Origin of the sequence: Legionella donaldsonii, assembly GCF_900452385.1 — a bacterium.
Taxonomy (GTDB): Bacteria; Pseudomonadota; Gammaproteobacteria; order Legionellales; family Legionellaceae; genus Tatlockia; species Tatlockia donaldsonii.
Window position 1 is genome coordinate 636918 of sequence record NZ_UGOA01000001.1, and the last position, 26362, is coordinate 663279.

Sequence of the window (26362 nt, forward strand, 5' to 3'; positions counted from 1 at the left end):
AGCCGATGATACTTGAATGGAAATTTAAGATGGCTATCACTATATCACTTATCAGATGAATTAAAAAAAGCATTAATATTTCTAATTTTGCTCATATGATGTACAATTTGGTTTTTTGTAGCCATCTGTGAGTTGGACGTGTCTGTACACCCGGAAAAAGCGTATCAATGGGTAGCAAGTTTATACTTTTTACAGAGTATCCCCTATTTTGTAGTGACTGTGATTGCCATACTCGTTTATCAACAACAGGGGATGGATAATTTCCACGCAGCATTAATCAGTAGTCTATTAATCTTACCCTGGGCTATTAAGCCAGTATTGGCGCCTTTTTTGGAACAAAAAGCAAGTAAGAAAAAATTAACGATCTTCAATCAATTATTGATAGCTTTTGTATTCCTGCTCTTGGCAATTAGTAATGAAACTCATTTTATAGTGATTAGCACGCTACTTTTTATTGGGTTAGCTTTTTTTGCAGCACTGCACGATATTGTGGCGGATGGCCTTTATTTGCTTAATTTGGATGGACATCAGCAAAAAAAATACGTGCCATTGCGTACTGTTTTTTATCAGTTCGGGCGTCTGTTTATAAAAGGAGGATTATTGGTTTTAGCTGGTCGACTGGCTATCGCGTATAAGGTTAATGTCTGGAGTCTCTTTTTTTCTAGTCTCTGCCTAATTGTCTTACTATTTGCTCTCTATCATTGGGTAAAAATACCAGAAAAAACGGACTACAAGCACCAGACGCCTCAAAGTAGTTATCTAACTATTTGTAAGAGCTTGCTTGGTAAGCGTGAATTCTATCCCGCATTAGGGTTCTTATTCTTATATAATTTTTCTGATGCTCAAATGCAAAAAATTATTCCGTTATTTTTACTTGATAAACAGGGAATGGCTCTTTCTTTATCTCAATTTGCAACCATTTATGGTATTGGGGGCTCCCTTGCTTTAATGAGTGGTGTTTTTATTTCTGGCCTTCTAATTAGCCGTTATACGTTGGCAGATTGCCTAAAAAATACGACAATCCTTTTACTGATGGGGCATTTATTATTCTTTTTTCTCTCCTTCGATGAGCACAATATTTATTTTATCTATGCAGCCATTCTGGTTAATCAACTAATCTTTGGTTTAGTGAATGGTTGTTATATGGGATATCTCTTAGCTACTGCGAATAAAGGGATTTACCCCATGTCAATGTATACAATTTGCACAGCCGCCATGGCATTGAGTTATGTTTTTTTTGGTGCGGTCAGTGGACTATTGGAACAGGCACTGGGCTATAGCTGGTTTTTCTTTTATATCTTTCTAGCCAATATTCTTCTTGTCGTGATGACTTGCTGGCGGATGAATCAGCATGGATGATTTGCTAATGCAATTGGAAAATCAATTGGTGCGAGCGAATACCATTACTGAATGTGATGAGGCTTTAGGCCGTTATTTAGCTAATAAAGGGATTAATACCTTTTCTTTTACCTACTATGCTTATCACCCCAATTCAGCCAATAAATTAAAATACGATATGTCTTCTGTCAATTTTAAAGTCTGGCATAAACATTATCTTGAAGAGCAGTATAACGACATCGATAGCACCTTAAGCTTTGTTTATAACAACCATTTACCTATTTATTGGAGTTTAGAACAACAACTTGCTCAGGCCTCCTCTGAGTTAGAACGAAAAATGCGGTTAGATTCGATTGCCTTTGGAGCTGAATCGGGCCTATCTATACCAATTCATGGTCCACATAATAATTTTGCTGTTTTATTACTGGTGCAGATGCAAAATGAACAATGTAATCTGCAACAAGCTCAAGCGCAGTATGAGTTTTTCGTGGCGGCGCATCATTATTACCACTACATCCAGACACATCTTCTTGAAGAGGTATCAGCCAATCAGATGTTTCGTCTAACACAGCGAGAAATTCAATGTTTGTTGCTTATTGCGAAAGAATATTCTGTGAAAGAGATGGCCCAACAGCTTGAGTTAAGTGAAAGAACCATTAATTTTCACATTCAAAAAATAAATAAAAAACTGGCAGTTAAAAATAAGTATCAAGCGCTAGCAAAAGCGATAGGGGAGCAATTACTTACTTTATAGCCCCCTGTTAAGAATGACAGTGGTTAGATAATTGGTGGGAAAGTTAAAATTTGACCACCGATAATTGTTGGAGAGTTTATGCAAATGTTTAAAAAAATGGCTTTACTGGCATTGATTTCTGCTCTATTACCCCTGGCGGCACAAGCCTCTTTAACCTTATATACCACCAGCTGGTCTATGTATGGCGAAAATTCCTATGAATATGATGGTGCTTATAAAAATGGTCGGCCCTATGGTCAATTATCCTATGTCAGCAATCCTGCAATGGTTGCCCAATTTAATAAAGCGGATGTTGTTGCCTGGAGTTTTTTACAGGTATGGAACAGCAATGATCCAAATCAAGCCTTTTATCAGATTCCCAGTGAGTGGTCTGGTTTGTTACATTTTGATGATTTATGGGGTGAGTTACCTTTAGAGGGCTCGTGGATATCACCTCTACCACCAGAAACCAAGGATTTTTTAACCTTCTGTGAAGCAAATAAAGGGGCTTGTGCTTCCGTACAGATCAATGGCAATACCGGCGAGAAAGAGTTGTTTAATTACACTGATCAAAAAGGAGTTGGCCAGTTGAATAGTTTTGGTGCTTTTATTAATTCGAATAAATATAAAGCGAAGCGAATTATCGCAATTGGTGGGGCAAATACTGTTGAAAACAAGGGAATTAGTACCGCTACTTTTGATGCCATTTTTGCTAATCAGGATAAATTTTTAATGCAATTTAAAGCCTGGATGACTCATTTTAAAAATCTTAAGGGCGTGGATTATGATTTTGAACCGCCTATCGATTTGCAGACTGGCGGTCAGTTACCTCCAGATGCAAAAACGAGTACTGATTACAAACGTTTGTTTGATTTAGTCAAGGCCAGCCGCAAAACCTTAGGAAGTGACACTTATATTTCAGTAACCGTCACAGCAAATAAAGACTATTTAGAAAGAATCAATCAATCAGTCGAAGGCGGATGGTTTAAACAAATTGCCGCTTATGTGGATAGTGTGAATGTGATGACTTATGATTTGCATGGCCCGTGGAATCAAAGCGGTGATCCTTACACGTCTATTCACGCTTATCTTAAGCACCCAGCGACGAGCCGTAAAGATGAGTTTGCTATCAACTATGCAACCGACGCAATCACTGAGCAGGTTTTAGCCTATGGTATGCCGAAGGAAAAACTACAGGTTGGTCTTGCTGCCTATGGTCGAGGTTTTTCTGGTGTTGAGCGAGGTGATGACAGCAGTTATCCGGGTTTTGAACAACCTTGGCGTGGTGCCAGCCATTTCACAGCGGCTTATACGAAACAAGATGGTCTATTACCCTATAATTCTGTGACTAAAGTGATGAATGAATTGGGTTATAAAAGTTATCAAATTCAGACGGCAGATGATGTTGCTGGCATCCCTTTTATTACTGGAGCTTATCTTTATAATCCAGTGGCTAAACAATTTATAGGCTATCAATCGCCTGCTGTAGTTAAATCAGTTTGCGAATTTATCAAAACCAAACAATTAAAGGGAGTGATCCTGTGGAGTGCTGATACCGATTTACCCGTTACCAATCCTGATAGTTTGGTTGCAACGTATAAAAGTGTATGTAACTAAACGGCTGTTTACTCTCTACTATCTTGGCACCTATATTTCGATTTCTGCGCTTTGCTGCTCGAAAAATCAACGTATAAGTGCCAAGCTACTTGATTAATGATGAGTAGAACTTTCCCAATCTAAAGTAATTTGTTTGGCCTAAAATAGGAATTATTTTACTCATTTGCTGTTGTGAAGTGGCATTGACCCATAAAACAAAACCGCCTTTCTTTTCTTGTTTTTTTATTATCATATTGCGATAAAGTTTAAGAAATCCCGCGAGGATTGAGCCAATAATGGCTCCTGAGATAACACCTATCCCCCCGAAAAATAAATTGTCTTTCAGAGAGCGGAAATCGCCTAGGAGAAAAATGCCAATGGCAGCAAAAATAAAAATTGGGATCCCAATAGAAAATCCCAAGACCCAGCCAAAGTCATCTATCATGAAAGGCTCTTTTTTAGGTGGATGAGCGCTATGTTGCAGGATATCGGGATCGGGAAAAGGAGTACCATACTGCTCATCTAGCTCCCCTGGACTTCCTTGAACACTAATATCCTGGCGTCCTACAACTTCCTCACTTAATTCCGTAATAATGATTTCTAATTCTTGTTCACTATCAATAATGGCACTAATTTTTTTTGCCCTTGAGGTAGCCATAGTATACTCCTTAGACCTGATGGCTAATTTAGCTTTATTTCCTCCCTCTATTAAGAATAGCTGTTTAATTGGATGATATTATCTTGATTGCCTTCGTGCTGAAGATAAAAAGGATGAATTTAGCGCAGATAAAGGGTAAAATTTATGCAATTTTGTGTTTTTGATATTCAAAATGAAATATTTGATCTTTTTTTATCTCATAGTACATAGCCTGGTTTATGCTGCAACGTATCCAGTCATGCTGGGTAATACCAAGGTGGAAATTATAAAACAGCATGGGAAAGGAAAAACCTTTGTTCACTTGCATGAGAATGAGAAAACAGCATTAGCAGCAGCTAAAACCTTTATTAAAGCGAAAGGAGGTAGTTTAATAACGCTGCGGCATTCAGGAACACGCAATATCGTTTTTCATTTACGTCGGGTGCGTTACGAATTTGATCCAAATCGCATTTTTACAGATAGAGGCATTAAGAAGACACTGAAACAATACGGCTCTTATTCGCCGGCAGCGCATACCGAAGTTAGTAAGTTTGCCGATAAAATTAAAAGGTTACTACCTAAAAACGAGACAGTTGTTGCAGTTCATAATAATAGAACTTATTCCATAAAAGAATATTTTCCTAAACATCCTTTGGCAAAGGATATTAAAGCACTCCATTATCGACCCAAAAGTAATTATAGAAATTTCTATTTTGTTACTAAATCAGAAGAATATAGACGTTTAAAGAAACTAAAATTTAACGTTGCTTTACAATCAAATTCTGCTACTGATGATGGGTCTTTATCTTTTTATCTGGCCAAAAAGAACTATATTAATATCGAGTCTGCTTTTGGGGCGTTAAAAGACCAATTAAGAATGCTGTATCATGCTTAGAGCGCAATACTATTGCTGAGGTATTTTTGCAGTGACCGGATTACTTTGTTCTGCTGTCAACCACGATTCTGTTTCTGAACTAAAAGACTCTTGATACAGGTTTTGTAACCTCGTGGCCAAGGCACTATTGCCAGATGGTTGATGAGAAAGAGTACGCTTTATAAAACTATGGCTTTGCTGCTCTCTAATCAAGTGCGTATCATTGGCCGTTATAGTGTGGTACCGAATGCTATCAATATGAGCCATTCTTTTGCCAATATGGGTATCCAGGATCAGTAATATTTTATTCATTGTTAACGGTTCACTAGGCTTGGTTTGACAAAGATATTTGGCAATCTCAGTCGCGAGGGAAAAGGCCACTTTCTTGTCTTTCTTTAAGGTCGATGCATAATCTTTTAATTCCTTAATGAATAACTGATTATAATGATCGATTTTTTCCTGTTGTGGTTTGTCGAATAGCCCATTTAGCCGGTAGTCTAGGGCATTATAGAGATTGGCTTCTTCTTGAATTTTCTTAATGACGACCGTTGCAGCTGAGCGGTGGGCTTTTAAAATTTTTCCTGCTTCTAACCATCTGTCGATGTCTGTTTCTCGCCTCGCCTGCCATAAGCAATTGTGAAAACCTGCCATCACGGTGCCATTGTAATATTCTTCTGCCATTTGTCCGATTATAGTCACCTGGCAATGCCATTCCTCCGGTATTGGTATGGCTCCGAGTGAAATCGCTTCCGTCAATGATTGGTCACCGGCTACACCGCAAACATCTGATAAACGCATGAGATCAAGCATCAAATCATGGTGGAACCTGCTGCGTTGAAAAACCCTGAACTCTCTTTCATTTGGTTTGTGGGTGTTTAATACAATGCTATCTTCTTCCCCTTTCGCATTATAAAAGCTAATTTTTGTATAGCCCAACTGTTTTAGTGCTAATTGAAAATCATTATCTTTTAACATAGTAAAAATTGATTGGGCTTTATTCTGTTTATCATTTGCGCTGACAAAAAAATTAGCATGATCGCTATCATTGCTTGCGGCAAAAGCTATTGCTGCTCTTTTATAGGAGACTGGCCAGTTGTAATAAGCAAATGCACAGCCGTTTTGGGCTACAAACTTGGTAGGATCTGTATCCTGTAAGAGTTGCTTTTTTAATAGTTGGTCATCTTTATCGAGAGCGTTGCCTTCTAAGATTTTTGCCCTTGCCTGCATTTTTTCATTCGGGCTTAATTGCGAAAATTTTTTTAAATCTGGTTCAATAAGTATTCCCGGGTATCCTTTACCTAGATTACCACTCATATGAATGACGTCGGGGTTAATTAGTGCATAAGGGGTGGTTAAATAAGAGCCGTATTCGCCAATAAAAAGTTGTGGGCGTTTAGCTTTCCGCAACGAATTATTAAAAATCGCTGTCTCAATTTCCAATGGAATATCGGTTTCATCGCGCAAGGTAAAAAAATCACTTGATTCAAATAGAACAGTCCCCAAGCGGGGATTAAGGTTATAGTCCAAAAAGTCAGGATCAATTTCTTGTATTTTTTCAAAAGATTCCATTTTACCGCTAATCCAAATCACGGCTTGCGGATATTTTTTAAAGAGAAATTTTGCTACTTTGATAGCAAGAGAAACATCACCATAACCATTTTGATCAACCATGTGCAGCAGAATAGGGCCTTTAAACTCAGATGCGATAGTTGCTGAGGCTTTGACATCACTGCTCTTAATCATACGAAACTCAAAGAAAGCTATCCCTTTTTAGTGTAGACTGTTATTTGATAAGTTTGATCGATATTTGATCATTTGTGTTGTAAGTAGATGAGCTTTTGGAATATTTTATGCGGCGTTAAGAGGCTTTCATCTTCATATCAACTCGCGAAGTTGTTATGCTTAAGCTATGCTGAATGTGAAGGCATCTTATCAATTCAATGGAGTGACGCACTATGAATTTCTGTTTAAAATCAATTGCAACTGCTGTGCTAGTTAGTTTTTCTCCGCTGATTGTTTATGCTGCTGAGAGTGAAAGCCAAGGCGCGGAATCTTTTCAAACAACCTGTGTTAATACTTGGATGAACCGCGTCAATGAAGCAAAAGATAAAGTAGACTATAAAGATTTTGGTGAAAAATATTGCGAATGTGCTGCAACTCAACCTTTGGATTCGGATGAAGCTGTGAACAAGGCAATTCAGCTTTGTATGTCACAAACTTTATTGCACGATACTATGGATTCTTTAGAAGAGGAAATAGGATTAAGCGAAGCCACAGAAGATGATATCTCTGAATATTGTCTTGATCGCTGGAACCTTGTTTATCCCAAATTAAGCGAGAATGGCAAAAGGGCAACTCAAGCTTATTGTGAATGCGCCAAACCTAAATTGATGGGGCTCATTAAAGAAGCTGACAATATGACTGATAAACAATACGCGGATGAAATTAATAGTATAGCAGCGGCTTGTTCTCCTCAAGTCAAATCTGACAAAGCCGCTTCAAATACTTCTGAGGAATAAACAGCTGGCTCGGGTTAGAAAGGGTCTCGCAATGGGTAATTACCTATTGCGGGCTAAAATAAGTAGAGGGAAGTTAATAGTTACAGGTAAATTTTGCTAAGCTAGAAGCACAAGATAATATTTCAATGGCTTCGTTCTTCAGTCATGTTAAGGAGATTAATCATGAAGAAGAATTACCTTGTTGAGCGGATGGAAAAAGACGAGGTCAATATTGCCATTGACTGGGCGGCCAATGAAGGATGGAATCCAGGATTACATGATGCAGAGTGTTTTTACCAAGCGGATCCCCATGGTTTTTTTGCTGGGAAGTTGAATGGCAAGATCATCGCTGTAGGTTCTGCGGTAATCTATGATGAGCGCTTTGCTTTTTGTGGTTTCTATATTGTTGATAAAATTTATCGCGAGCAGGGCTATGGTTTCGCTCTTACGAAAGAGCGCCTGGCTTATGTAGGACAACGCAATGTTGGTCTTGATGGTGTGACTAATATGCTCGATAAATACGCGCAGTTAGGATACCAATTTGCTCATAATAATGCTCGTTATAGTTGTTCTGGATTTCATCCGATCGTTAAAAGTAACAAGGCTTTGGTCCTCTTAAAGGACATAGACTTTAATTTGTTGCTTCTCTATGATCGCCAACATTTTCCTGCTGAACGCGCTGCTTTTTTGCGATGTTGGATTAATCAACCCGATAGTCTTGGCGTTGGTTATCTTGACGACGATCGTAAACTGGCTGGTTATGGGGTGATAAGAACTTGTCGGCAGGGATATAAAATTGGTCCTTTGTTTGCTGATAATGCGGCGATAGCTGATGAACTGTTTATTGCCTTGGCAAGTTATGCCCAAGGTAAGCCTATCTATTTGGATATTCCTGAAAATAATCCCTATGCTAAAGCCTTGGTTCAGCGGTATCAGTTGGAAAAGGTTTTTGAAACGGCACGCATGTATTTAAGGGAGACACCGTCTTTACCCATGGAACATATTTATGGAATTACTTCCTTTGAGTTAGGATAAACAATGTTACGAGACATGGTTGGATACGGAAGAAAGACGCCTAATATTCAATGGCCAAATCAAGCCAAAGTAGCCCTCAATTTTGTGATTAATTATGAAGAAGGAGCGGAATTAACGCCAGTCAATGGCGATGCTTTTTCGGAGATTTATGGCGGGGAGTTTCCCTTGGCAGCTAAAGCGGAAGGCGTGCGTAGTTTGAGTATGGAATCTTTATTTGAATACGGTAGCCGGGCAGGTTTATGGCGTCTCATCCATTTATTTGAGCAAGAGCAAATTCAACTGACGTTTTTCCTAACTGGTTTAGCGTTAACCCTCAATTCAGAACTAAGCCAGTATTTGCAGGAGTCAGCGCATGAGACAGCCGGGCATGGGTGGCGCTGGATAGATTATGCACAACTACCCCGCGAAGAGGAAAAAAAACATATTCTTCTGTGCATCAATACCATAGAAACATTAACAGGAAAACGACCTCTTGGTTGGTATACTGGACGGCGTAGTGAGCATACACGTGATTTATTATTGGAAATAGGTGGTTTTGTCTACGATTCAGATAGTTATGCCGATGACTTGCCCTATTTTGCTGCTAATCATCATCATTTAATTATTCCTTATACGCTAGATTGTAATGATTTTCGGTTTAGTACCTCGCCAGGTTTTAGTCAGTCTAATGATTTTTTCGTCTATTTAAAAAATACCTTGGATTACTTATATCAAGAAAATAGAACGACTATGATGACGATCGGTTTACATCCCCGTTTTAGTGGACATCCTGGTCGTTGTCTAGCGTTAAAGCAGTTTTTAAGTTATCTCAAACAATTCCCTGATATTTGGATAGCCCGCCGTATTGATATTGCAAGGTATTGGTTACAACAGTGTAAAGCGTTTTCTTCTAAAAAATAGCCACTAAGAAGCGTTGCCGTAACTTTGATAAAACAAGATCAAAGTTACAGCGGTCAATAGAGTTATTGTCTTACTAAAGCGGGTTGTTCTATTACTTCAGCAACCAGTATATGTGCGGTCAATTCTTCATGGGCTTTGGAGTCAACAAGTACACGTTGTGAAAAATGAAGGACTATGATGCTTAGCGGCAGAATGACAACCATATCTAATGGGAATTGAAGGAAGTGGATACCCCCAAAAGCGCCTAAGTAGGATAGGAACAACATGGCACTCATGTAGAAGACAAACCAGTAGAAGCTGGGGCTACAATCGGTGATTCGGCGTTTTTGATAAATGAGATTGATAGCAAAACCAATCAAGAGAGCTAAATCAAGTTTCCAAAGTATGTCAAAGCCACACCAATAAAGCATTAAGTTACATGCATAAAAAGCAGCATGGCAAAAAAACAGGCTGGCAGACAGTTTAAAAGGTCTCTCACGATTGGGTTGCAGTTTGCGCATGGCTAGTAAGCAGATAGGTCCTATGCCGTATGATAAAATACTGCATGACGACAGGAACGCAACCATTTTCTGCCACCCAGGAAAAGGTAGAAAAGAAAAAAGACCCACTAAAAAATTAGCGTAGAGAGTAATATAGGGGATTTGATGGCGGTTGACTTTGGTAAATACTTTAGGCAAATGATTATTTAAAGCCATGCCATATAAAATGCGAGAGGTCGCTGCTGTATAAACAAGCGTGGTGCCAAAGGGTGAAAAGGCAGCATCAAACATTAACAACATAGCAACACCACCCAAACCGACTAATAAGGTCAGGCCTACCAAAGGACCGCTATCACCCGGAAAACTCAAATTTTGCCAACCATGCGTTAAATAAGAAGATGGAATGGCTACCAGGAAACTGAGTTGCAACATAAAGTACAACACAAAACCAATTAAAACAGCGCCTAAAATAGCAATAGGAATATTGCGTTGTGGATTTTGTACTTCACCAGCCAACATTAGGCCATTCTGAAATCCGGTAAAAGCAAAGGCTACTCCGCCTGCGGAAAGCGCTGTAAATATTTGTATCCAGGAATTTTTATCAGTCAGATGGATATTGATATTACTCATTGATGGTGCAGTGTATAAAAGAGAGACAATAGCAATACTAGGCACAAGAAACTTGATAATACTGGCCACTTTGTTGCATTCTGCCAATATTCGAATGCCATAGGAATTTAGCAAAACGACAAACAGCATAATGCCGGTTGCAACTAAATAACCCACACCAGATAGCGTAAAAGTCATAGTGTCTTTTACAAGCAGACTGGGGAAAAAATGACTTGAATACTGCAGAATCGCTTGAATTTCGATGGGGGTCATGACGACATAGGATAACCAGGAAGTCCAGGCGAATAAGAAGCCCACGTCATTTCCATGAGTAAAGCTAGGGTAATTGGTCATTCCACCTGAAATGGGGAACATAGCACCCAATTCACAGAGAGGCAGGGCAATAAATAACATAAAAATTGTTGCAATAATCCAGCTGATTAAAGCATTGCTTCCTGCCATTTGAGCGCTGATAAAAGGGCTAAATAACCAGCCAGAACCAATCATGCCCCCTGCGGCGGCAATCAAAACATTCGTGCGTGAGATATCGCGTTTTAACATCCGTTTTTCCTTCTTAGAAACAAGTCTGTAGTGGCTGCATATAGTTATTTCAGTAATAATTTATTAGGCGGAAAGATTATCTATAACGCAGTTTTTAACTTGAATACAATTCAAGATTCCCTTTGCTACTATACGCTATAACGCATACTTTTATACAGCGTAAATGATACTAAGCAATACAAATATTGAGAAAGTTTTTAAATAAAGCCCTACTTTTCCTTCTAATGAAATAGGATCAAAAATAAAGTGTTTTTTTTTGTGATTATAGGTTTCTTTTTTTAACAGATATCGAATTTATTTTTCCCTAAGAACATAAACAGAGAATCAGCCTTTTTGTTCTTCGCCAAAAAATCTATAGGCATGAGGAAATTCACAGGACTTACGAAAACTCCGAGGTCGAGACAAAATTTGATTGTTAACGAAGAGACCGGCGTTTTTCGTAAGTCCTGACAAAGAGAAGCGGGTAGTGATTGATATCACTACCCGCGAATAGAATTAATTGTCTGTTGCCGATGTTGATGAGCCGGATGTGCTGAGGGATGATGAGGGTTGAGCAGCACGAGCATTTTGAATCAACAACATGGTGTTAGTAAGCAGAATGCGCTCTTGTTGTACACGACTCAGGTACAATTGATAATTGATTTCAGCTAATAAGGTGGCAATCTCTTTTTGTACTGTGGCTGCAGACGCGTTGTTAATCTGAGCTGTCCACATTGTGTTCACGCTTTGATCAGGATTATAAAGGCGCCAAGTAGCCATGTTAAATTCAGTGAGCGCCTGACTGGTTGGGGTGCTGCCAGTACCTCCAGTGGCAGTTGGGGGCGTTTGCTGTATTCTTTTGCCGAGAATATAGTAAAGATTGCTAATGCCCACTGACGTTTGTGCAGCATAGATACGCAGATTCATCAAATAAGCGCCCAATGCAGACTGTGCTTGCAGTTGTTGTAGATTGGGAGTCGTGTTTTCAGGAACCTGAGCTTGTGAAAACAACGCACTATACTGACTGTAGTTAGGAAGGGAGGCCGGAGCAACGGCACCTGTTGCATAACGAATGAAATTGGCTGCCTGTTGAACCTGGTTCGTTGCGGTTAAGCCTTGATTCTGTGTATTGCCACTCGATGAGGTAGAAGCACTATCACTATTGGTGGTGGAGTACACCAAGGGACCCATCAGGCTATTTGCATTAAGCTGAGATAGAAAGGGTTGATTGTAGTCATAAGAAAAAAAGGTTTCTGGATCAGGGATACCACTACTATCGCCGATAGCTCCAGGCGTTCCACCCAGCACGTTTGCCATGACCTGATTTTGGTTAAATACAGTAGAAGGATAATTACAAGGATTCATAACTGTCACGTTATCATTTTTCAAACAATAACTGTAATCAGGGGTTCCTAAAATATTAAGTACAGCCTGGCTGACTGGATCATTTTGATAGGTCTGTTGGTCGATAAGCTTGGAGGCGGAGGGTTGTGTGGCTGAATCAACAGACGAGTACGCGGCATAAATAAGATTGGCAAAAGTATTGATTGTTCCGGCACCTGGGAGGTTATTCGCTAGCAGCATCACTGGATTTTGGTTAGCGGTATTGACTGGAATGGCAGCCAAAAAAGTATCGTACAAAACAATATAGGATGCTTGTAGGCCCGATTCATTCAACAAAGTCTGGCTAACGGTAACGGGTGGATTATTATTGGGATCCGAAGGGCTGACATTGACGTTATAACCAAGATATTGCCCTAAATTCAGTAAATAGGTTGCGATCTCACTCAATGAGTCACTGTCAGTGCTTGATGCATACGTAGAGGTAGTTGCAGCAAGTAAAAGACCCGGTAAAACTCGACTAATCAATTTCATCATTCTTCCCCTTCAAGAGCGCGAGCTACAAGTTTTAAGCGATACTCAGAAAAAACGCGAGCTAATAATCGTAATCGTTCAAACACTATATTCCTTTTAAGAAAAAATCCAGCTGGATCATGACTACCGGTACTTGTTTCTTCTGCATGAATTAATATTCGTGAGGCACTGCCTGGATGAACTGTATCGATGGCTTGCAAAAGGCGGAGGCCGCGGCCAGATTTTATATTGCCTACCAAGCGAATAAAGACATCCTCCTGACCTAGCATTCCCATGTCTATTTTTTCGATATCATCTAACTCCTTACCCAAGCGAGAAATGACTTCCTCTAACACAGGATTCCCATCGAGAGTCCAGTCTTCAACGCTTTCCATGAAGGTAATAACTCGATAAATCATCGGGTCCACGTAATCATTCCAATACTGCGAAGAGGCTTCGTGACTAAGATCGGGCATTTTTTACTCTTTTTTTACGGTGTAATTGATTGATAGACGGCACACACTATAATTACTATAGTATAGTATGAAGAGTAAAAGTCTATTGCCCAAAAAGTAAATTTTATGAAAAAAGAATCGAAATCAAGATTTGTAACCATTTTTAAACGTATTTTCAATGTTCGCTGGTGGTTGGACTTCGATCGTTTAAAGTCATTTACTATGTATTTGGCAAATGGCTTTAAGCGTATGTTTGTCCCTCAGCAAAATGCCAAAGGCGAATCGTTTGAAAATGCAATGGCTCGCTTGAATTTAAGTGAAAAAGATTTAATTGCCAAACAATCGGCACTACACCGGTTGAGCATTCTGATGTGCGGCGCAGCATTATTTATTTTTGCTTACGCCGTTTATCACCTCTTTTACGGCAGCTATAGAGCTGTAATAGTCAGTCTGGTAATCATGATGATTGCTTTAGTTTTAGCATTTCGCTATCACTTTTGGTACTTCCAAATCAAAGAGCGAAAGTTGGGCTGCTCAATCAGTGAGTGGTACAGGCAAGGCTTGATGGGTGAAAAAAGATGAATAAAGTATTCTTTGTGTTACTAGGTTGGTTAGCCCCGTTTCTGGCATTTGCCAGTAGCAATAATCCCACCGGCGGTCCTGGCTTAAGTTTTGCTCCGCCACCCAGCGATATTTCTGTCGTATTTTTGGGGAATATTTTTGGGGTAGTGGATGGGGTTTTGCATGGTACTGGCAGCCAGATAATGGGTGCCATGTTCGAGGTATTCAACGCCGCTGTTCTAGGTATTGGCGGTGTGGTTATTATGTATACCCTTCTAGTATCAACGATGAATACAGCCCATGAAGGCCAAATGCTTGGTCAAAAATGGTCTTCTATTTGGGTACCCCTTCGCTCAACCCTGGGGCTTGCTTTATTAATCCCCAAAGCCTCTGGTTATTGCTTAATGCAGATCTTTGTCATGTGGATTGTCGTTCAGGGCGTAGGTGCTGCGGACAAGATATGGGCTGCTGCATTAAGTTATTTGAATCGTGGAGGGGTGATTATCCAGGCCCAAATGTCTCCAGGTGTATCGTTAGGGAGTGATGCTGATGCGATTGCTAAAGGTGCGGCCGCCATTCTTAATGGCCAGGTTTGTATGTTGGGTATTCAAACGGTATTAGAAAACACGCGCACCAATTTACTCAACAGTAAACAAAAGAATAGTGGTATTTGCGCTGGTTCACCATCAGATACGGTGCAAACGTTCTGTAACACGGCAGTACCTGATTTTCTAGGTACAGTCAACGCGACCTATTACCAAGACCATAATCCCTCACCTTATGCACTGCCAATGCCTAATTTTACTGATGGCCCTTATAAATTCCTCAATGGTATTTGTGGCACTATTAATTGGGTCGATTATACAGGGGCTAATAATATTCAATCGTCAATTACATCGATTACGGCCAGTGAATTACAAACAGCTCAATCGTCGAGAGCGATAGCGATTCAACAAATGTATATTGATTTATCAGCGGTTGCTCAAGTGATGATAGGCAATGATCCTTATAAACTGCTTAATCCTCCTTCATCCGGTAGTACGACTAACCAAACCCCCGCTGCACCTGATGTTGCTACCCAACAGTTTGGTGTGCCTTACTTAACGACTGGAGTAGCTTGTCCTGGACCGACGTCACCTACTGCCCAGCCAGCTTGCGTTAGCTGGGGACAAGATACGACGCTGAGTAACAACACATCAGCGCCGTTGTTTAACGGTACTGAATTCCAAGGAGCAGTTGCGGATTATAATGGGATTATGTTGCCAACACTCAATTTGGTTCAGCAGGCACAGAATGCTGATGCTGCAAACGCTGCCCGGGCCTTTATTCAACAGGCAAATCAATATGGGTGGATTTTGGCTGGAAGTTATTTCATTAATTTAGCAAAACTAAATCAGGGCAATACGAGTGCTAACAATTCATCAAATCCAAGTGCAACCAATTCGAATTTGACCGATACGGGTTCAGGTTTAGACAAGAGTACTTTTGATGAAAATCTGCCAGTATCCCCTTTCAGCAATGGCACGTGTGTTGGAACATATGCCACTTTGTGCGAGTGGCTGGGTGCCGATCCCTCCGCCATCAATGCTGTTATTGGTTTGATCAATGGGTCTACTTTTCTACCCTCTAATGAGATAATACACTCTCCTCCAACCGTTGATCCCAATACGCAAGGGTTAGTTGCCATATCTGGGCCGGGTTCTTCTACGGTAAACGGATTTATTACTAACTCGATACTTGTCAATTTACCCGGTCAACCAGGTATGACACCGCCTCAATTCGCAATGAATTTTAATATGAATATTCAAGTGGGTCAGTTTAATCTGCCTTCACAAGACTTTCCTTGCGGAAAAGTTAAAATCATGTTCTTCAGTTTCTGTTTAGGGGAACTGATGGGTAATATTTTCTATAACTTGATTTTGAAGAATATTTTTAACTTCTTCCTCAATATGATGGCGCAGGTTGTTAATGTGGTCGTAATGACTTTCCTTGCGGCACCTTTATACGGTATGGCGAATATCTTTAGGGAAGGTGTGGCGATCATTCAACAGCCAACCGTAAATCCTGTCATTGCCTTAGCTAATATGGGGGTTGCCTATATTAACTATGCGAATGAATTATGGATAACCTTGGTTGGTTTGTCAGTAACTACCATTATGATTCCCTGGTTTGGTATATTTGTCGTAGCCTTAATCATGCTGGTACTACCTCTCATTATTTCCTGGTTAGGGGTGATGGTGAGTATAGGATTTGTTACGGCTTACTACATTCCCATGTTGCCCTATATCATCTTTACTTTCGGATCAATCGCTTGGTTGATGGTGGTCATTGAAGCCATGGTTGCGGCACCCATTGTTGCATTAGGTGTGACGCATCCTGAAGGCCACGAGGCCTTTGGTAAAGGTGAACAGGCGATCATGATATTGTTGAACGTCTTTTTGAGACCAGCAATGATGATTATTGGTTATATTGCTGCTATTTCCTTGTCCTACGTTTCCGTATGGATAATTAATTCTGGTTTCGCTAATGCCCTCGTGTTTATCCAGGGGGCGACTTCTGGTAGTGGCGGTGTGAACTGGAATTATTCATACAGTGGTGACGCTCAATCTGCTTATCAACAGGCAAGTAATATGAGCTCAATGGGTACCGGTTATAGTGGTTGGGCGGGTATTTATGGCTTCTTCTTCTCTGTCCTGATCTATACCACGATGTACCTGATTGTGGTGCAGAAAGCATTTACCTTGATTACGTATTTGCCTGATAAGGTCCTGCGTTGGATTGGTGGACAACCTGAAAGTATTGGCCAGGAAGCTGCCCAATGGGGTGAGGAAGCCAAAAAACAAGTGAGTGAAGGTGGATCTGCCACTACTAAAGGTTCTCAACAGATGGATCAACAATTGGGTGGTTACGCTCAGAAAGGGCTTTCTAAACTTAAAGGTCAAAGTCAGCCAGCACCAGAGGCTAAGGCGTCGGGTGGCAAACGTGGTTCTGATGGCGGCGATGCTACTCCGGGTGGTTCGGCTCCTGAGTAATGATCGAGTAACCGAACGATTCGGAAAAGGAACAAGCTAACAGTAACTTGTTCCTTTTTTTATAGAATCAATCCTTAATATAAAGATAGGTACTCTGTGCTCTGGTCTGGGGGATTACCCATTTTTCTTGTTTACCAAAATGTTGGCAATAAAAATTTGAACAATTTGGTTTTCTTGATTAAGGGTGTGATTACGAATTTTAACGATGCCACGTTCAGGTTGAGAGAGAGAGGAGTTAATCTCTATTACCTCTGAGCTAACATAGAGTGTATCCATCGGACGTGTTGGATTAGGCCAACTGATTTCTCCTCCTAAACCAATAACTCCCCCTGCAAAACGATGTCCAATTCCTTTAACTAAAAGACGCATGGTAATAGCTGCAGTGTGCCAACCGCTTGCTATTAGTCCTTTAAAAATTGTGTTTTTAGCAGCGTTTTCATCCAAATGAAACGGTTGAGGATCAAATTCATGTGCAAATAACTTAATTTGCTCTTCATTGAGTGTATAAGTATGACTAATAAAAGTTTGCCCGATTTGAATGTCATCAAAAAATAATAAATTACTGTCGTTCATAGTGGTCTGTCATCCCTGTTTGAGTATGGTGGTTAATTCTGCATTTCCTTGCCCCAAAGTCGCAAATGAGCCAAGAGAAAAGATACCAAACTCTTAATACCTTGAGGAGCTAATAAACATTATTAAGGATAGCAACGGAACCTTTAATGGCTTTCCAGTTGGTAAGAAAGGGAATCAGAATTATCTTTGATACTCTTTCGTGCCTGCAATGATAAGTTTATAGACTCGCTCACTGATTAAGCCTTGCTCAAATTTATTTTTGGCATCAACGGTCATCAATTGCCCTCGTTGTCGCACAAGCTTGCGTGTAGTGGAGGTCACGTCGTTGGGATCACCTTCCAATAAAATATCCCGGGCTTCCTCATCAAACACCAGATATTCCCGCAGGGCAACCCGTTTGCCATCAACGGTCGGTACTAGTTTTTGCCAAATACAAAGTCTAATAGTCTCTAAAATATCGATTGTTCGTCCCAGGCGTTCTTCGCCAGAGAAAGAAGTCACTAAACGTCGCATGGTTTCAGCCACACCCGAGGTATGCAGTGTTGTATAAACAGGATGGCCAGTCAGTGCGGCTTCAAGGGCAGCACTAATTGTTTCAGCATCACGACACTCGCCCACCATGATTAAACGTGGTTTGCGTCGTAATGCATTACGAACACCGTCGGCAAAATCGGGTAAATGGCGTGGAATTTCTGACTGACTTACTACCGACGAAATAGTTTCGATTTCATCATAAACGAATTCAATCGGTGCTTCATAGGTTAAGACCTTACGATTAGAATCTTCTTTTTCGATAAGATCGCGAATGATGGAGGCAAGTAGGGTAGACTTACCCGAACCGGTTGCACCGGTTATAAAGACAATACCCTCCTGGGGGGCAATGGCTTCAACGATATTCTCTGGTAAACCCATTGTTTCTAATTTTGGTGGGGTAGTGGGGATAGTTCTCAGAGTTATTTGGATAGCGTCATGTCCTTCAACCAGACAGGAGGTTGCATTGACCCTGTAGCGATAGCGAACACCGCGGTTGGGACGGAATTCATAGTGTGTATCAATATCTTTACCAGACAGGAGCTGGGTAGTGGCATTGGGGCCGTATATGGCGTTAATCAAATCACCAAGTTCGGTATTGGAAAGACGGCGATTAGTAATTTTAAGTAGTCGCCCATATACTTCCGCAAAAATAGGCTCGCCAGTTTGGATGGTAATATCAGACGCATTAAGACTTTCTGCATGCTCCAACATTTTATCCATAAAGACTGGAGAAAAACGGGTTGGCTCATCTGGCATTAAATTAATATTACTCATAAGATCTTACTTGGCTAAGTTGACTGGGGCAATCACAGGTTGCCACGCTTTATTCGTAATAATAATTTTAGTGTTTTGTGCCAATTTTTCCATATTTTTAAATTGTTCTAATGCATTTTCATCTTTCGTAACAGCAGCTCGCCATTCATTGGCGTTAATATTCAACGCAGGTAAGGCTGTAATTCGTAATACCCTGTCATCAATATGAATTTCTGAAGAATCTCCCGTTACTCCCAAGTCAGTGTGGGAGACAAAAGGGGGCGAAACCATATTCATAGCGAGTAATTTACGATAAAGAATCATGCCAACATAATCTTCTTTAATGCGAGCAATACTCTCTTCAAGAATAGTAGAGGCTTGCTCGATACCATTTTGCCATCCTTTTTCTACGTAATAACACCAAAGTTGTTTCTCTACTTTGGTTTTAGGCAGAAGGGAAATATCCGGTCTTTCAGGCACCTTGTAGTCCATCCACAAGTATTGTCTCCAGGTAGGGGGCGTGGTAACAAATTGAGCTTGTTTGGCAACTTTGTAAGTTCGGTCTGAAATACGAATCGTTTGTGTATCGGCCAAATTCAGCGTATTTCGTCCTTCCAGCAAAACTGGGGGTAAAATATTATGCTCTAGAATTAATGAATTGAAATCATAAACTGTATCCAAACGACGTGCCTGTTTGGTCAGCTGATCATCAATGACTCTGGCGCGCCAAGCTAAACCTGATTGTGCTCCGACACTAAGAGCCGTCTCTTTCAAAGCCATCTCACGCATCTTATTCACAGTTTGTTTGGTGGCTTTGGAGCGCTTGGTATTCACCATGGCTTTCAAACCTTTAAGGGAGGTAGTATCCCCAGGCGGCACATTTTTGGTTGGAGTACAAGCAACCAAAAGAGCCACACAAACTATAAAAATACTATGAATAAATTTTGGCATAGCGCAATTCAACAACCTGACTGTTAGGATAAACATGAATGTCTGCCTTTCTTCCCGCTTGATAATCAATATCTCGCAGGATCTCAGCTAAACTCTCATCTTTACTGGTAAGACTAATTAAAACAGGAACGGCAGGTTCCTTGCCAAGAACACGTAAGCGAAAATGAGCTGCTTTCGCAATGCGCGCTGTTAATTCTTCAATAGGGCCGGCCCAATCGACAGAAGCTCGTGCCTGCAAATTATAAGCATTGGGAATGGTAAGGGTGTTGTCTTTGGTAGGAGGGGTAATCACCTTCTCTACTCTCGCCATTTCCAACATGGAGTCGCTTACTGACGTGGCAGCTTCTGCAAGTTTGATCGTTGCATCATCACTAGGATCATTAGTAGGCGGTTTTTTGAATGAATGAATGCACCCAGCCAATAGAGTAGATGCAAGAATAAGCATGACAAACTTGTTGATCATCTTTCGGGCTTTATAATCGATAAGTACTGCCTTGATTGAAACAGGAGCATGACGCCTTGTCAAGCGGAAGTAGTATTTAAGCATAGCAGACCCTAGCATTTTTCATAGAGGCCATAAATGACTTGTCCTGCTTGCCTGGACTTTCTTTCTTGCCAGATTTTAGGATCCAGGGTTAATTTTTCGGGGGCTTCAAGGTAAACCAACCCCCCAGCAGGTAGTGTATTGGAGTGGGCTAATAACTCCATGCATTGTGGAATATAATTTTCTATAAAGGGCGGATCAAGAAAAACAAGATCAAAACACTCAGTTGTCTGACGAAGATAATCTTGTGCTTTCATATGAACCACTAATAAATTATTTTCAGGGAATGAAGAAGCAATCTGCTGCAAGTTTTCATAAGCTTTGGCGGCGGTCTCAACAAAAACTACTTTTGCAGCGCCTCGCGAGAAGGCTTCGAAACCAAGAGCACCGCTACCTGCAAACGCGTCAAGGCAACGTGCCCCTCGTATATCATGCATTAACCAGTTAAAGAGTGTTTCTTTAACTCTGTCTGGAGTGGGTCTCAAATTGGCAATATCAGGAAAATGAAGTTTCTTGCCCCGATATTTTCCCCCGATTATCCGTACAGTCTGCTTCACAACTTACCTACCGAAACGAGAAGCATTTTATTGGGGTGCACTTGATGCTGAAAGGCCTTCTTTATATCGTCTGCTGTTACTGCATTAATGCGTGCTACATAAGAATCTAAATAAGTATCAGGCAAATGATAAAAAGCAATCCGCAACAGCATATTGGCAATACTACTATTGCTAGCTAGTGATAAAGGGAAACTACCTGTTAAATATTGTTTAGCATCTAGTAATTCCTGCGCATTAGGGCCTTGAGTGATAAAATTGCTCAGCGTATCCTCGGTCACTTTCAAGGCTATCGCAGCTTGTTTGCTATGTGTTGATAGGCTGATGATAAAGGGGCCGTCACCGGGCATGGGCATGAATTGGCTGACGACACTGTAACTCAGACCACGTTTTTCTCGCACCTCATAAGCTAATCGAGAAACCAGCGCGCCTCCTCCTAAAATATAATTTCCGACTGTCAATGGAAAATAGTCCGGATTATGATGATCAATGCCAATTTGACCCAAGCGCAACATCGTTTGCGATGAGGGGAAATCGATGCTGACTTTTTCCTTGTTTTTTAATTGGTTTGCTTTAGGGATGGTGGCGGCTGGTTTTCCTTTCGGTAAATTTTGGGTTAATTGTTCAGCGATTTGCTGGGCTTTTTTCTGATCAATAGCACCTACCAATACGATAACTGCATTGGAACTAACAAAATATTGTTGGTAAAATTGGTGTACATCGCCAAGCGTTAGTGCTTTGACACTCTCTCTTGTGCCATTAACAGGATGAGCATAAGGGTGAGTTTGGTAAAGTGTTTTAAAGAACACTTGATTAGCCACATCATCAGGAGATTCTTGCGTTTGCGCGATAGACATTAACTGCTGATTTTTTTCTCTCTCGAAAGCGTCTTGTGGGAAATCGGGTTTGCTGACAATAAGTTCGAAGGTGTCGATAGCGCGTTTAAGAGCCTCTTCGTTCGTTAGAGTCTTTAGGCTTAAAACCGCCATATCGCGACTGATTTCATTATTAAATTGGGCACCAGTATCAGCTATTCTCTCTGCAATTTGAGTTGCATCCATACCGGCATTCCCTTGGGCAAGCAGATCGGATGTTAATGCACTTAAGCCAAATTGCTTGCCGTCATAGGCTGAACCGGCTGCAAAGGCTATGCTGATATCTAGCATGGGTACTTCCATGGCTTGATAAAAAACCACTTTTGCACCATTTTTTGTATGCCATTGCTGCGTTTTAAAAGTACTGGCTTGTAGATTAGATACGAAGCTGATACTTAATAGAATTAATGTAAACAATGTTTTCATTGTTGTTCCTCTTCTAATACTGGAATTAATCGGGCTTCTGTTAAGGCATTTTCCTGAAAATAAAGCTGAGCTACTTGCTGCAATTGCTCGGGCGTAATGCTATTAATACGATCAGTATAAGTATCCGCAGTTTTCCAGCCCAAACCGGTTGTTTCTAGTAAGCCAAGTTCCATGGCTTGACCAAAAATAGAGTCTTTTTCAAATGTTTTTTGGGCAATAATCTGTGTTTTTATCCGTTTTAGTTCGGTTGGACTGACCAGCTCATTCTGCAATCGCTTGATTTCTTTGAGCATACCTGCTTTGAGTTCATCAATAGAATGGGCTTCAGTGGGCGTGCCAAAAACAACAAACTGAGTCTGGTAGCGTGAGTATAGATTGTAGTAAGCATCAATCCCACTGGCCAGATGGCTGCCACGGACTAAATTCTTCGCAAAGCGTGCACTTTCACCAGCATCGAGGATATTCGCGATGATTTCCAGCGCATAAGGCTCCCAAACTGTCCTAGCCGTCTTCACGCTCGGCACTGTATAGCCGAACATCAACATGGGTAATTTGGCGGGTGCGTTAATTTCAACGAATTTAGGACCCAAGTTAGGTGGTTCTATTTGGGCTTTACGGCTGTAATTAGCATGCTTACCAATGGATTCAAAATATTTTATTGCTAATTGATGGACTTCTTCTGGGTTGACATCGCCAACGACGACAAGGGTTGCATTATTAGGCGCATAAAAACGTTGATACCAGGTTTTGACATCGTCAACAGTCATTTGGTAGAGATCACTCATCCAGCCGATGACCGGGTGATGGTAAGGAGCGGTCAAATGGGCTGCAGCTAAATAGCGCTCGAAAGTCAGTGCTTGTGGGTTATCATCTGTACGTAAACGTCTTTCTTCACGAATTACTTTGATTTCTCTATTAAATTCTTCTTCATCAAATAATAGATTTTGCATCCGATCAGCTTCCAGTTCGAAGCTAATAGGCAATTTTGATGCAGCAATTTTTTCAAAATAGGCGGTGTAGTCATAATTAGTAAAGGCATTTTCTTGTCCGCCAACCGCAGCAATCGTTTTTGAAAAAACACCTAGAGGATATTTCGAGGTTCCTTTAAACATGAGGTGCTCCAGTGCGTGAGAAACGCCTGTGATCCCTCCCGGTTCATCTGCAGAACCAACGTTATACCATATCATAGATACAGCAATGGGGGCGCGATGATCTTCTTTTACCAGCACTTTTAAGCCATTTCGAAGAGTGAACTCTTTTGTTTGACTATAGGCTTGGCAAGTTAATACAGCCAAGAAAATCATTAATACAGTACGCATGGATTAACTCCAAAGCAAAAAAAGTGATAGAATTCCACATTTCCTTCGCTTTGTATACCTTATGATTAAATGGTTTAAAAAAAATCAGGATGAAACAAAATCAATATCTACGTCTACTGAAGAGTCAGAAATGCCCGCTCAGCAGCCTGAGATAGCCTCTGATCCGGTGAGTGATGATCTTCCTAAACAAGGGTTTTTTGCTCGTTTTAAACGCGGTCTGACCAAGACACGCCAGCAATTTGGCGAGGGGATTGGGCGTTTATTATTAGGAAAAAAAGAGATCGATGCAGTTTTACTGGAAGAATTGGAAACGTTGCTCCTCAGTGCGGATCTGGGTATTGAAACTTCACAAGCGATTTTAAAGCAACTAGGTGAAGAGTTGGCAAGAAAACAACTAACCGATGGTGATGCTGTTTTTGAGGCCCTTAAAAAGCGTTTGGAAACTATTTTGCTAATAAGGGAAAAACCATTGCAGGTAGAAACAGTGGATCACTCACCCTTTGTCATTTTAACAGTTGGCGTCAATGGCGCTGGTAAAACAACCTCGATCGGTAAAATGGCTAAGCAGTTTCAACAGCAAGGCAAAAAAGTGATGCTGGCAGCAGGTGATACTTTCCGAGCTGCTGCAGTGGAGCAATTACAAATTTGGGGGGAGCGCAATCAAATCCCTGTAATCGCACAACATACTGGAGCTGATAGTGCGTCCGTTATTTATGATGCTTTACAAGCAGCAAAAGCAAGAGGGATAGATGTTTTGATTGCTGATACAGCCGGTCGTTTACATACGCAAGGCAATTTAATGGAAGAGTTAAAGAAAGTGAAGCGTGTTATACAAAAATTGGATGCTAATGCGCCTCATGAAACAATGTTAGTTTTGGATGCCAGTATAGGACAAAATGCGCTCAACCAGGCGCGGCAATTTCATAAGGCTATTGGATTGACTGGTATTACTATGACCAAGCTTGATGGTACTGCAAAAGGCGGAATACTGTTTGCTATTGCTAATGAATTAGAGATACCATTCCGTTATCTGGGAATTGGTGAAGGAATTGACGACCTACGTCCTTTTGATGCCCAGCAATTTGTCAGAGCAATTTTTAATGATGATCAAATTTGACCAAGTAAGTAAACGCTATCCTGGAGGCTTTGAAGCCTTAAGCCAGGTCAATTTTTCGCTGCAAAAAGGGGAAATGGTTTTTCTGACCGGTCATTCGGGAGCAGGAAAAAGCACGTTACTAAAATTAATTGCTATGCTGGAAATACCCTCTTCAGGGCAACTCGCAGTGAATGGTATTCGTTTAAACCAATTAAAAAAACGGGATATTGCTGCCTATCGCAGTAGTTTGGGGATTACCTTCCAATCGCCTAATTTACTCAATGATAGAACCGTCTTTGATAATGTTGCATTACCTTTGCAAATTCAAGGATTTGCACCAGTTATGATTGCCAAACGGGTGCACGCAGCGCTTGATATGGTTGGTTTGTTAACTAAGGAAAAAATGTTGCCTGTTCATCTATCTGCGGGTGAACAACAACGAGTTGGCATTGCCAGGGCGGTAGTACACAAGCCCGCTTTGCTGCTAGCTGATGAACCTACAGGTAACCTTGACCCCAGCCTTTCTGCAGAAATTATGAAACTTTTTGATCAATTTAACCAGGTTGGAGTAAGTATTCTTATCGCCACGCACGATCTTGCCCTTATTGCGGGGATGAAACATCGTATTGTTATGCTTAAAGGAGGCCGGATGTGTTAAAAAATCTGCGTACTTTAAGTGCTTATCATTTGCAAGCGGCTAATAGTAGTCTTAATTTGCTTTGCCGTAAGCCACTGGCTACCATGATGACGGTGATTGTCATCGCGATTGCTTTAACCTTACCGACACTTTTTTGGGTGTTTACTGATAACTTGGAGCAATTAACTATCAATTGGCAGCGTGGGGGCCATATTTCTCTCTATTTAAAATCCCCTCTATCAGAGACTGAGCAGGCTGCTTTTGTAGCCCGTGTTCGTGCGACAGAGGGCGTTGGTAACGTAATACTCAAATCTTCAGAGGATGGACTGGCTGAATTGCAGCAACAGGAAGGCATGCATGACATTATGCGTTATCTGCCAGAAAACCCTCTCCCTGCAATGGTTGATGTTATTCCAGCTCTTGCCATTAATACCCCTGCTCAAATGGAGCAATTATTTGCTCGATTAAAAGTTTATCCGCAAGTTGAGCAAGCTAAACTTGATATGCAATGGATAACCAAACTGCATGCAATCCTGGGTTTTGCGACTAAAATAGCTCATGCATTAATGGCTCTATTGGCTTCTGCTGTCGTTTTGATAATTGGCAATACCTTGCGTCTTGCTATTCACAATCGCCATGAGGAAATTCAGGTACTAAAATTAATTGGGGCAACTGATCCCTATATTGCCCGTCCTTTTTTATATACTGGCATGTGGTATAGTTTAGCCGGTGCAATCATGGCAGTGCTTTTTGTCAATATTTTCATGCTTAGCGTTGCTGTTGCCGTTAAGCAGCTGGCAGCTGCCTACCAAATGCATTATCCCATTATGGGGCTGTCAGTTAAGCAAGCTTATTTATTGGTAATCGTCTCTACGATGTTAGGGTGGCTAGGTGCCAGATTGTCAGTAAAACAACAACTGGCTTCTATTGAGCCCTATAGTTGATGTATAATGCGGGTG

At 40.9% G+C, this 26362-nt stretch carries 24 protein-coding genes; 12 read left to right on the forward strand and 12 right to left on the reverse strand.

Annotated features, from left to right (window positions below):
* The first annotated feature begins 138 nt into the window (after positions 1 to 138).
* The 3 genes from DYC89_RS02995 (at position 139) to DYC89_RS03005 (ending at position 3688) form a co-directional block, all read left to right on the forward strand.
* Complete coding sequence (locus DYC89_RS02995) at positions 139 to 1359, forward strand: MFS transporter (RefSeq protein ID WP_115220432.1); 1221 nt, start codon at positions 139 to 141, stop codon at positions 1357 to 1359.
* Positions 1352 to 2092: a helix-turn-helix transcriptional regulator gene (locus tag DYC89_RS03000; protein WP_115220433.1), complete on the forward strand. Its 741-nt coding sequence runs from the start codon at positions 1352 to 1354 to the stop codon at positions 2090 to 2092. The genes DYC89_RS02995 and DYC89_RS03000 overlap by 8 nt, the downstream gene beginning before the upstream one ends.
* Positions 2093 to 2170: 78 nt before the next feature.
* Positions 2171 to 3688 carry a glycoside hydrolase family 18 protein gene (locus DYC89_RS03005; RefSeq protein WP_115220434.1) on the forward strand — a complete coding sequence of 506 codons (1518 nt, stop codon included), beginning with the start codon at positions 2171 to 2173 and terminating at the stop codon, positions 3686 to 3688.
* 85 nt (positions 3689 to 3773) lie between these two features.
* On the opposite strand, the gene DYC89_RS03010 is transcribed toward DYC89_RS03005, so the two are convergent.
* Positions 3774 to 4325, reverse strand: coding sequence for an AtpZ/AtpI family protein (locus DYC89_RS03010; RefSeq protein WP_115220435.1), 552 nt, complete (start codon positions 4323 to 4325; stop codon positions 3774 to 3776).
* A 172-nt stretch (positions 4326 to 4497) separates the two neighbouring features.
* On the opposite strand from DYC89_RS03010, the gene DYC89_RS03015 reads away from it, so the two are divergent.
* The gene (locus DYC89_RS03015; protein WP_115220436.1) at positions 4498 to 5199 is read left to right on the forward strand and encodes a protein tyrosine phosphatase; all 702 of its coding nucleotides are present in this window, start codon (positions 4498 to 4500) and stop codon (positions 5197 to 5199) included.
* 9 nt (positions 5200 to 5208) lie between these two features.
* Here the strand turns inward: DYC89_RS03015 and DYC89_RS03020 are convergent, their stop codons facing one another.
* A complete protein-coding gene (locus DYC89_RS03020; RefSeq protein ID WP_115220437.1) occupies positions 5209 to 6921 on the reverse strand; it encodes a hypothetical protein in 1713 nt (570 codons plus the stop codon).
* A 212-nt stretch (positions 6922 to 7133) separates the two neighbouring features.
* Here DYC89_RS03020 and DYC89_RS03025 point away from each other — a divergent pair, with 212 nt between their 5' ends.
* The 3 genes from DYC89_RS03025 (at position 7134) to DYC89_RS03035 (ending at position 9611) form a co-directional block, all read left to right on the forward strand.
* Positions 7134 to 7697 carry a hypothetical protein gene (locus DYC89_RS03025; RefSeq protein ID WP_115220438.1) on the forward strand — a complete coding sequence of 188 codons (564 nt, stop codon included), beginning with the start codon at positions 7134 to 7136 and terminating at the stop codon, positions 7695 to 7697.
* 162 nt (positions 7698 to 7859) lie between these two features.
* Positions 7860 to 8711: a GNAT family N-acetyltransferase gene (locus tag DYC89_RS03030; RefSeq protein WP_115220439.1), complete on the forward strand. Its 852-nt coding sequence runs from the start codon at positions 7860 to 7862 to the stop codon at positions 8709 to 8711.
* A 3-nt stretch (positions 8712 to 8714) separates the two neighbouring features.
* Positions 8715 to 9611, forward strand: coding sequence for a polysaccharide deacetylase family protein (locus DYC89_RS03035; protein WP_115220440.1), 897 nt, complete (start codon positions 8715 to 8717; stop codon positions 9609 to 9611).
* A gap of 62 nt (positions 9612 to 9673) precedes the next feature.
* Here the strand turns inward: DYC89_RS03035 and DYC89_RS03040 are convergent, their stop codons facing one another.
* The 3 genes from DYC89_RS03040 to icmW form a co-directional block, all read right to left on the reverse strand.
* A complete protein-coding gene (locus tag DYC89_RS03040) occupies positions 9674 to 11260 on the reverse strand; it encodes an APC family permease (protein WP_115220441.1) in 1587 nt (528 codons plus the stop codon).
* Positions 11261 to 11755: 495 nt separating this feature from the next.
* Entirely contained in the window at positions 11756 to 13117 is a 1362-nt protein-coding gene (gene icmX, locus DYC89_RS03045) for a type IVB secretion system protein IcmX (protein ID WP_147285467.1), read from the reverse strand.
* A complete protein-coding gene (gene icmW, locus DYC89_RS03050; protein ID WP_058447523.1) occupies positions 13114 to 13569 on the reverse strand; it encodes a type IVB secretion system protein IcmW in 456 nt (151 codons plus the stop codon). Before icmW ends, icmX begins: the two co-directional genes overlap by 4 nt.
* A 105-nt stretch (positions 13570 to 13674) precedes the next feature.
* Here icmW and icmV point away from each other — a divergent pair, with 105 nt between their 5' ends.
* Positions 13675 to 14130, forward strand: coding sequence for a type IVB secretion system protein IcmV (icmV, locus tag DYC89_RS03055; protein WP_115220443.1), 456 nt, complete (start codon positions 13675 to 13677; stop codon positions 14128 to 14130).
* The gene (dotA, locus tag DYC89_RS03060) at positions 14127 to 17141 is read left to right on the forward strand and encodes a type IVB secretion system protein DotA (protein ID WP_115220444.1); all 3015 of its coding nucleotides are present in this window, start codon (positions 14127 to 14129) and stop codon (positions 17139 to 17141) included. The genes icmV and dotA overlap by 4 nt, the downstream gene beginning before the upstream one ends.
* A gap of 114 nt (positions 17142 to 17255) precedes the next feature.
* Here the strand turns inward: dotA and DYC89_RS03065 are convergent, their stop codons facing one another.
* The 7 genes from DYC89_RS03065 to DYC89_RS03095 all read right to left on the reverse strand — a co-directional run bounded on the left by DYC89_RS03065 (position 17256) and on the right by DYC89_RS03095 (position 23670).
* Positions 17256 to 17714, reverse strand: a complete 459-nt coding sequence (locus tag DYC89_RS03065) for a MaoC family dehydratase (protein ID WP_115220445.1) — start codon at positions 17712 to 17714, stop codon at positions 17256 to 17258.
* A 180-nt stretch (positions 17715 to 17894) separates the two neighbouring features.
* Positions 17895 to 19004: a Dot/Icm type IV secretion system ATPase DotB gene (dotB, locus tag DYC89_RS03070; RefSeq protein ID WP_181879440.1), complete on the reverse strand. Its 1110-nt coding sequence runs from the start codon at positions 19002 to 19004 to the stop codon at positions 17895 to 17897.
* Between the two features lie 24 nt (positions 19005 to 19028).
* Positions 19029 to 19952 carry a type IV secretion system DotC family protein gene (locus DYC89_RS03075; protein ID WP_115220447.1) on the reverse strand — a complete coding sequence of 308 codons (924 nt, stop codon included), beginning with the start codon at positions 19950 to 19952 and terminating at the stop codon, positions 19029 to 19031.
* A complete protein-coding gene (dotD, locus tag DYC89_RS03080; RefSeq protein ID WP_115222637.1) occupies positions 19933 to 20415 on the reverse strand; it encodes a type IVB secretion system lipoprotein DotD in 483 nt (160 codons plus the stop codon). The genes DYC89_RS03075 and dotD overlap by 20 nt, the downstream gene beginning before the upstream one ends.
* Before the next feature lie 92 nt (positions 20416 to 20507).
* Positions 20508 to 21053 carry a 16S rRNA (guanine(966)-N(2))-methyltransferase RsmD gene (gene rsmD / locus DYC89_RS03085; protein WP_115220448.1) on the reverse strand — a complete coding sequence of 182 codons (546 nt, stop codon included), beginning with the start codon at positions 21051 to 21053 and terminating at the stop codon, positions 20508 to 20510.
* Entirely contained in the window at positions 21050 to 22351 is a 1302-nt protein-coding gene (locus tag DYC89_RS03090) for a M16 family metallopeptidase (RefSeq protein ID WP_115220449.1), read from the reverse strand. The genes rsmD and DYC89_RS03090 overlap by 4 nt, the downstream gene beginning before the upstream one ends.
* Complete coding sequence (locus DYC89_RS03095; protein ID WP_115220450.1) at positions 22348 to 23670, reverse strand: M16 family metallopeptidase; 1323 nt, start codon at positions 23668 to 23670, stop codon at positions 22348 to 22350. Before DYC89_RS03095 ends, DYC89_RS03090 begins: the two co-directional genes overlap by 4 nt.
* Before the next feature lie 130 nt (positions 23671 to 23800).
* Between DYC89_RS03095 and ftsY the strand changes: the two genes are divergently transcribed.
* From ftsY to ftsX, 3 genes are read left to right on the forward strand one after another with little or no spacing between them, the layout of a single operon-like run.
* Positions 23801 to 24787, forward strand: coding sequence for a signal recognition particle-docking protein FtsY (gene ftsY, locus DYC89_RS03100; protein ID WP_412754925.1), 987 nt, complete (start codon positions 23801 to 23803; stop codon positions 24785 to 24787).
* Entirely contained in the window at positions 24774 to 25424 is a 651-nt protein-coding gene (ftsE, locus tag DYC89_RS03105) for a cell division ATP-binding protein FtsE (RefSeq protein WP_058448027.1), read from the forward strand. Before ftsY ends, ftsE begins: the two co-directional genes overlap by 14 nt.
* Positions 25418 to 26347 carry a permease-like cell division protein FtsX gene (ftsX, locus tag DYC89_RS03110; RefSeq protein WP_115220452.1) on the forward strand — a complete coding sequence of 310 codons (930 nt, stop codon included), beginning with the start codon at positions 25418 to 25420 and terminating at the stop codon, positions 26345 to 26347. The genes ftsE and ftsX overlap by 7 nt, the downstream gene beginning before the upstream one ends.
* Positions 26348 to 26362 lie beyond the last annotated feature (15 nt).

Bases quoted from the DNA above. Each gene is read 5' to 3' on its own strand.
- DYC89_RS03015 (WP_115220436.1), top strand. From the start codon at position 4,498: ATGAAATATTTGATCTTTTTTTATCTCATAGTACATAGCCTGGTTTAT.
- DYC89_RS03000 (WP_115220433.1), top strand. From the start codon at position 1,352: ATGGATGATTTGCTAATGCAATTGGAAAATCAATTGGTGCGAGCGAAT.
- ftsY (WP_412754925.1), top strand. From the start codon at position 23,801: ATGCCCGCTCAGCAGCCTGAGATAGCCTCTGATCCGGTGAGTGATGAT.
- DYC89_RS03010 (WP_115220435.1), bottom strand. From the start codon at position 4,325: ATGGCTACCTCAAGGGCAAAAAAAATTAGTGCCATTATTGATAGTGAA.
- DYC89_RS03065 (WP_115220445.1), bottom strand. From the start codon at position 17,714: ATGAACGACAGTAATTTATTATTTTTTGATGACATTCAAATCGGGCAA.
- DYC89_RS03025 (WP_115220438.1), top strand. From the start codon at position 7,134: ATGAATTTCTGTTTAAAATCAATTGCAACTGCTGTGCTAGTTAGTTTT.
- icmX (WP_147285467.1), bottom strand. From the start codon at position 13,117: ATGATGAAATTGATTAGTCGAGTTTTACCGGGTCTTTTACTTGCTGCA.
- DYC89_RS03035 (WP_115220440.1), top strand. From the start codon at position 8,715: ATGTTACGAGACATGGTTGGATACGGAAGAAAGACGCCTAATATTCAA.
- dotD (WP_115222637.1), bottom strand. From the start codon at position 20,415: ATGATCAACAAGTTTGTCATGCTTATTCTTGCATCTACTCTATTGGCT.
- DYC89_RS03020 (WP_115220437.1), bottom strand. From the start codon at position 6,921: ATGATTAAGAGCAGTGATGTCAAAGCCTCAGCAACTATCGCATCTGAG.
- DYC89_RS03030 (WP_115220439.1), top strand. From the start codon at position 7,860: ATGAAGAAGAATTACCTTGTTGAGCGGATGGAAAAAGACGAGGTCAAT.
- dotB (WP_181879440.1), bottom strand. From the start codon at position 19,004: ATGCCAGATGAGCCAACCCGTTTTTCTCCAGTCTTTATGGATAAAATG.
- icmW (WP_058447523.1), bottom strand. From the start codon at position 13,569: ATGCCCGATCTTAGTCACGAAGCCTCTTCGCAGTATTGGAATGATTAC.
- icmV (WP_115220443.1), top strand. From the start codon at position 13,675: ATGAAAAAAGAATCGAAATCAAGATTTGTAACCATTTTTAAACGTATT.
- dotA (WP_115220444.1), top strand. From the start codon at position 14,127: ATGAATAAAGTATTCTTTGTGTTACTAGGTTGGTTAGCCCCGTTTCTG.
- DYC89_RS03090 (WP_115220449.1), bottom strand. From the start codon at position 22,351: ATGAAAACATTGTTTACATTAATTCTATTAAGTATCAGCTTCGTATCT.
- DYC89_RS03075 (WP_115220447.1), bottom strand. From the start codon at position 19,952: ATGCCAAAATTTATTCATAGTATTTTTATAGTTTGTGTGGCTCTTTTG.
- DYC89_RS03040 (WP_115220441.1), bottom strand. From the start codon at position 11,260: ATGTTAAAACGCGATATCTCACGCACGAATGTTTTGATTGCCGCCGCA.
- DYC89_RS03005 (WP_115220434.1), top strand. From the start codon at position 2,171: ATGCAAATGTTTAAAAAAATGGCTTTACTGGCATTGATTTCTGCTCTA.
- ftsE (WP_058448027.1), top strand. From the start codon at position 24,774: ATGATCAAATTTGACCAAGTAAGTAAACGCTATCCTGGAGGCTTTGAA.
- DYC89_RS03095 (WP_115220450.1), bottom strand. From the start codon at position 23,670: ATGCGTACTGTATTAATGATTTTCTTGGCTGTATTAACTTGCCAAGCC.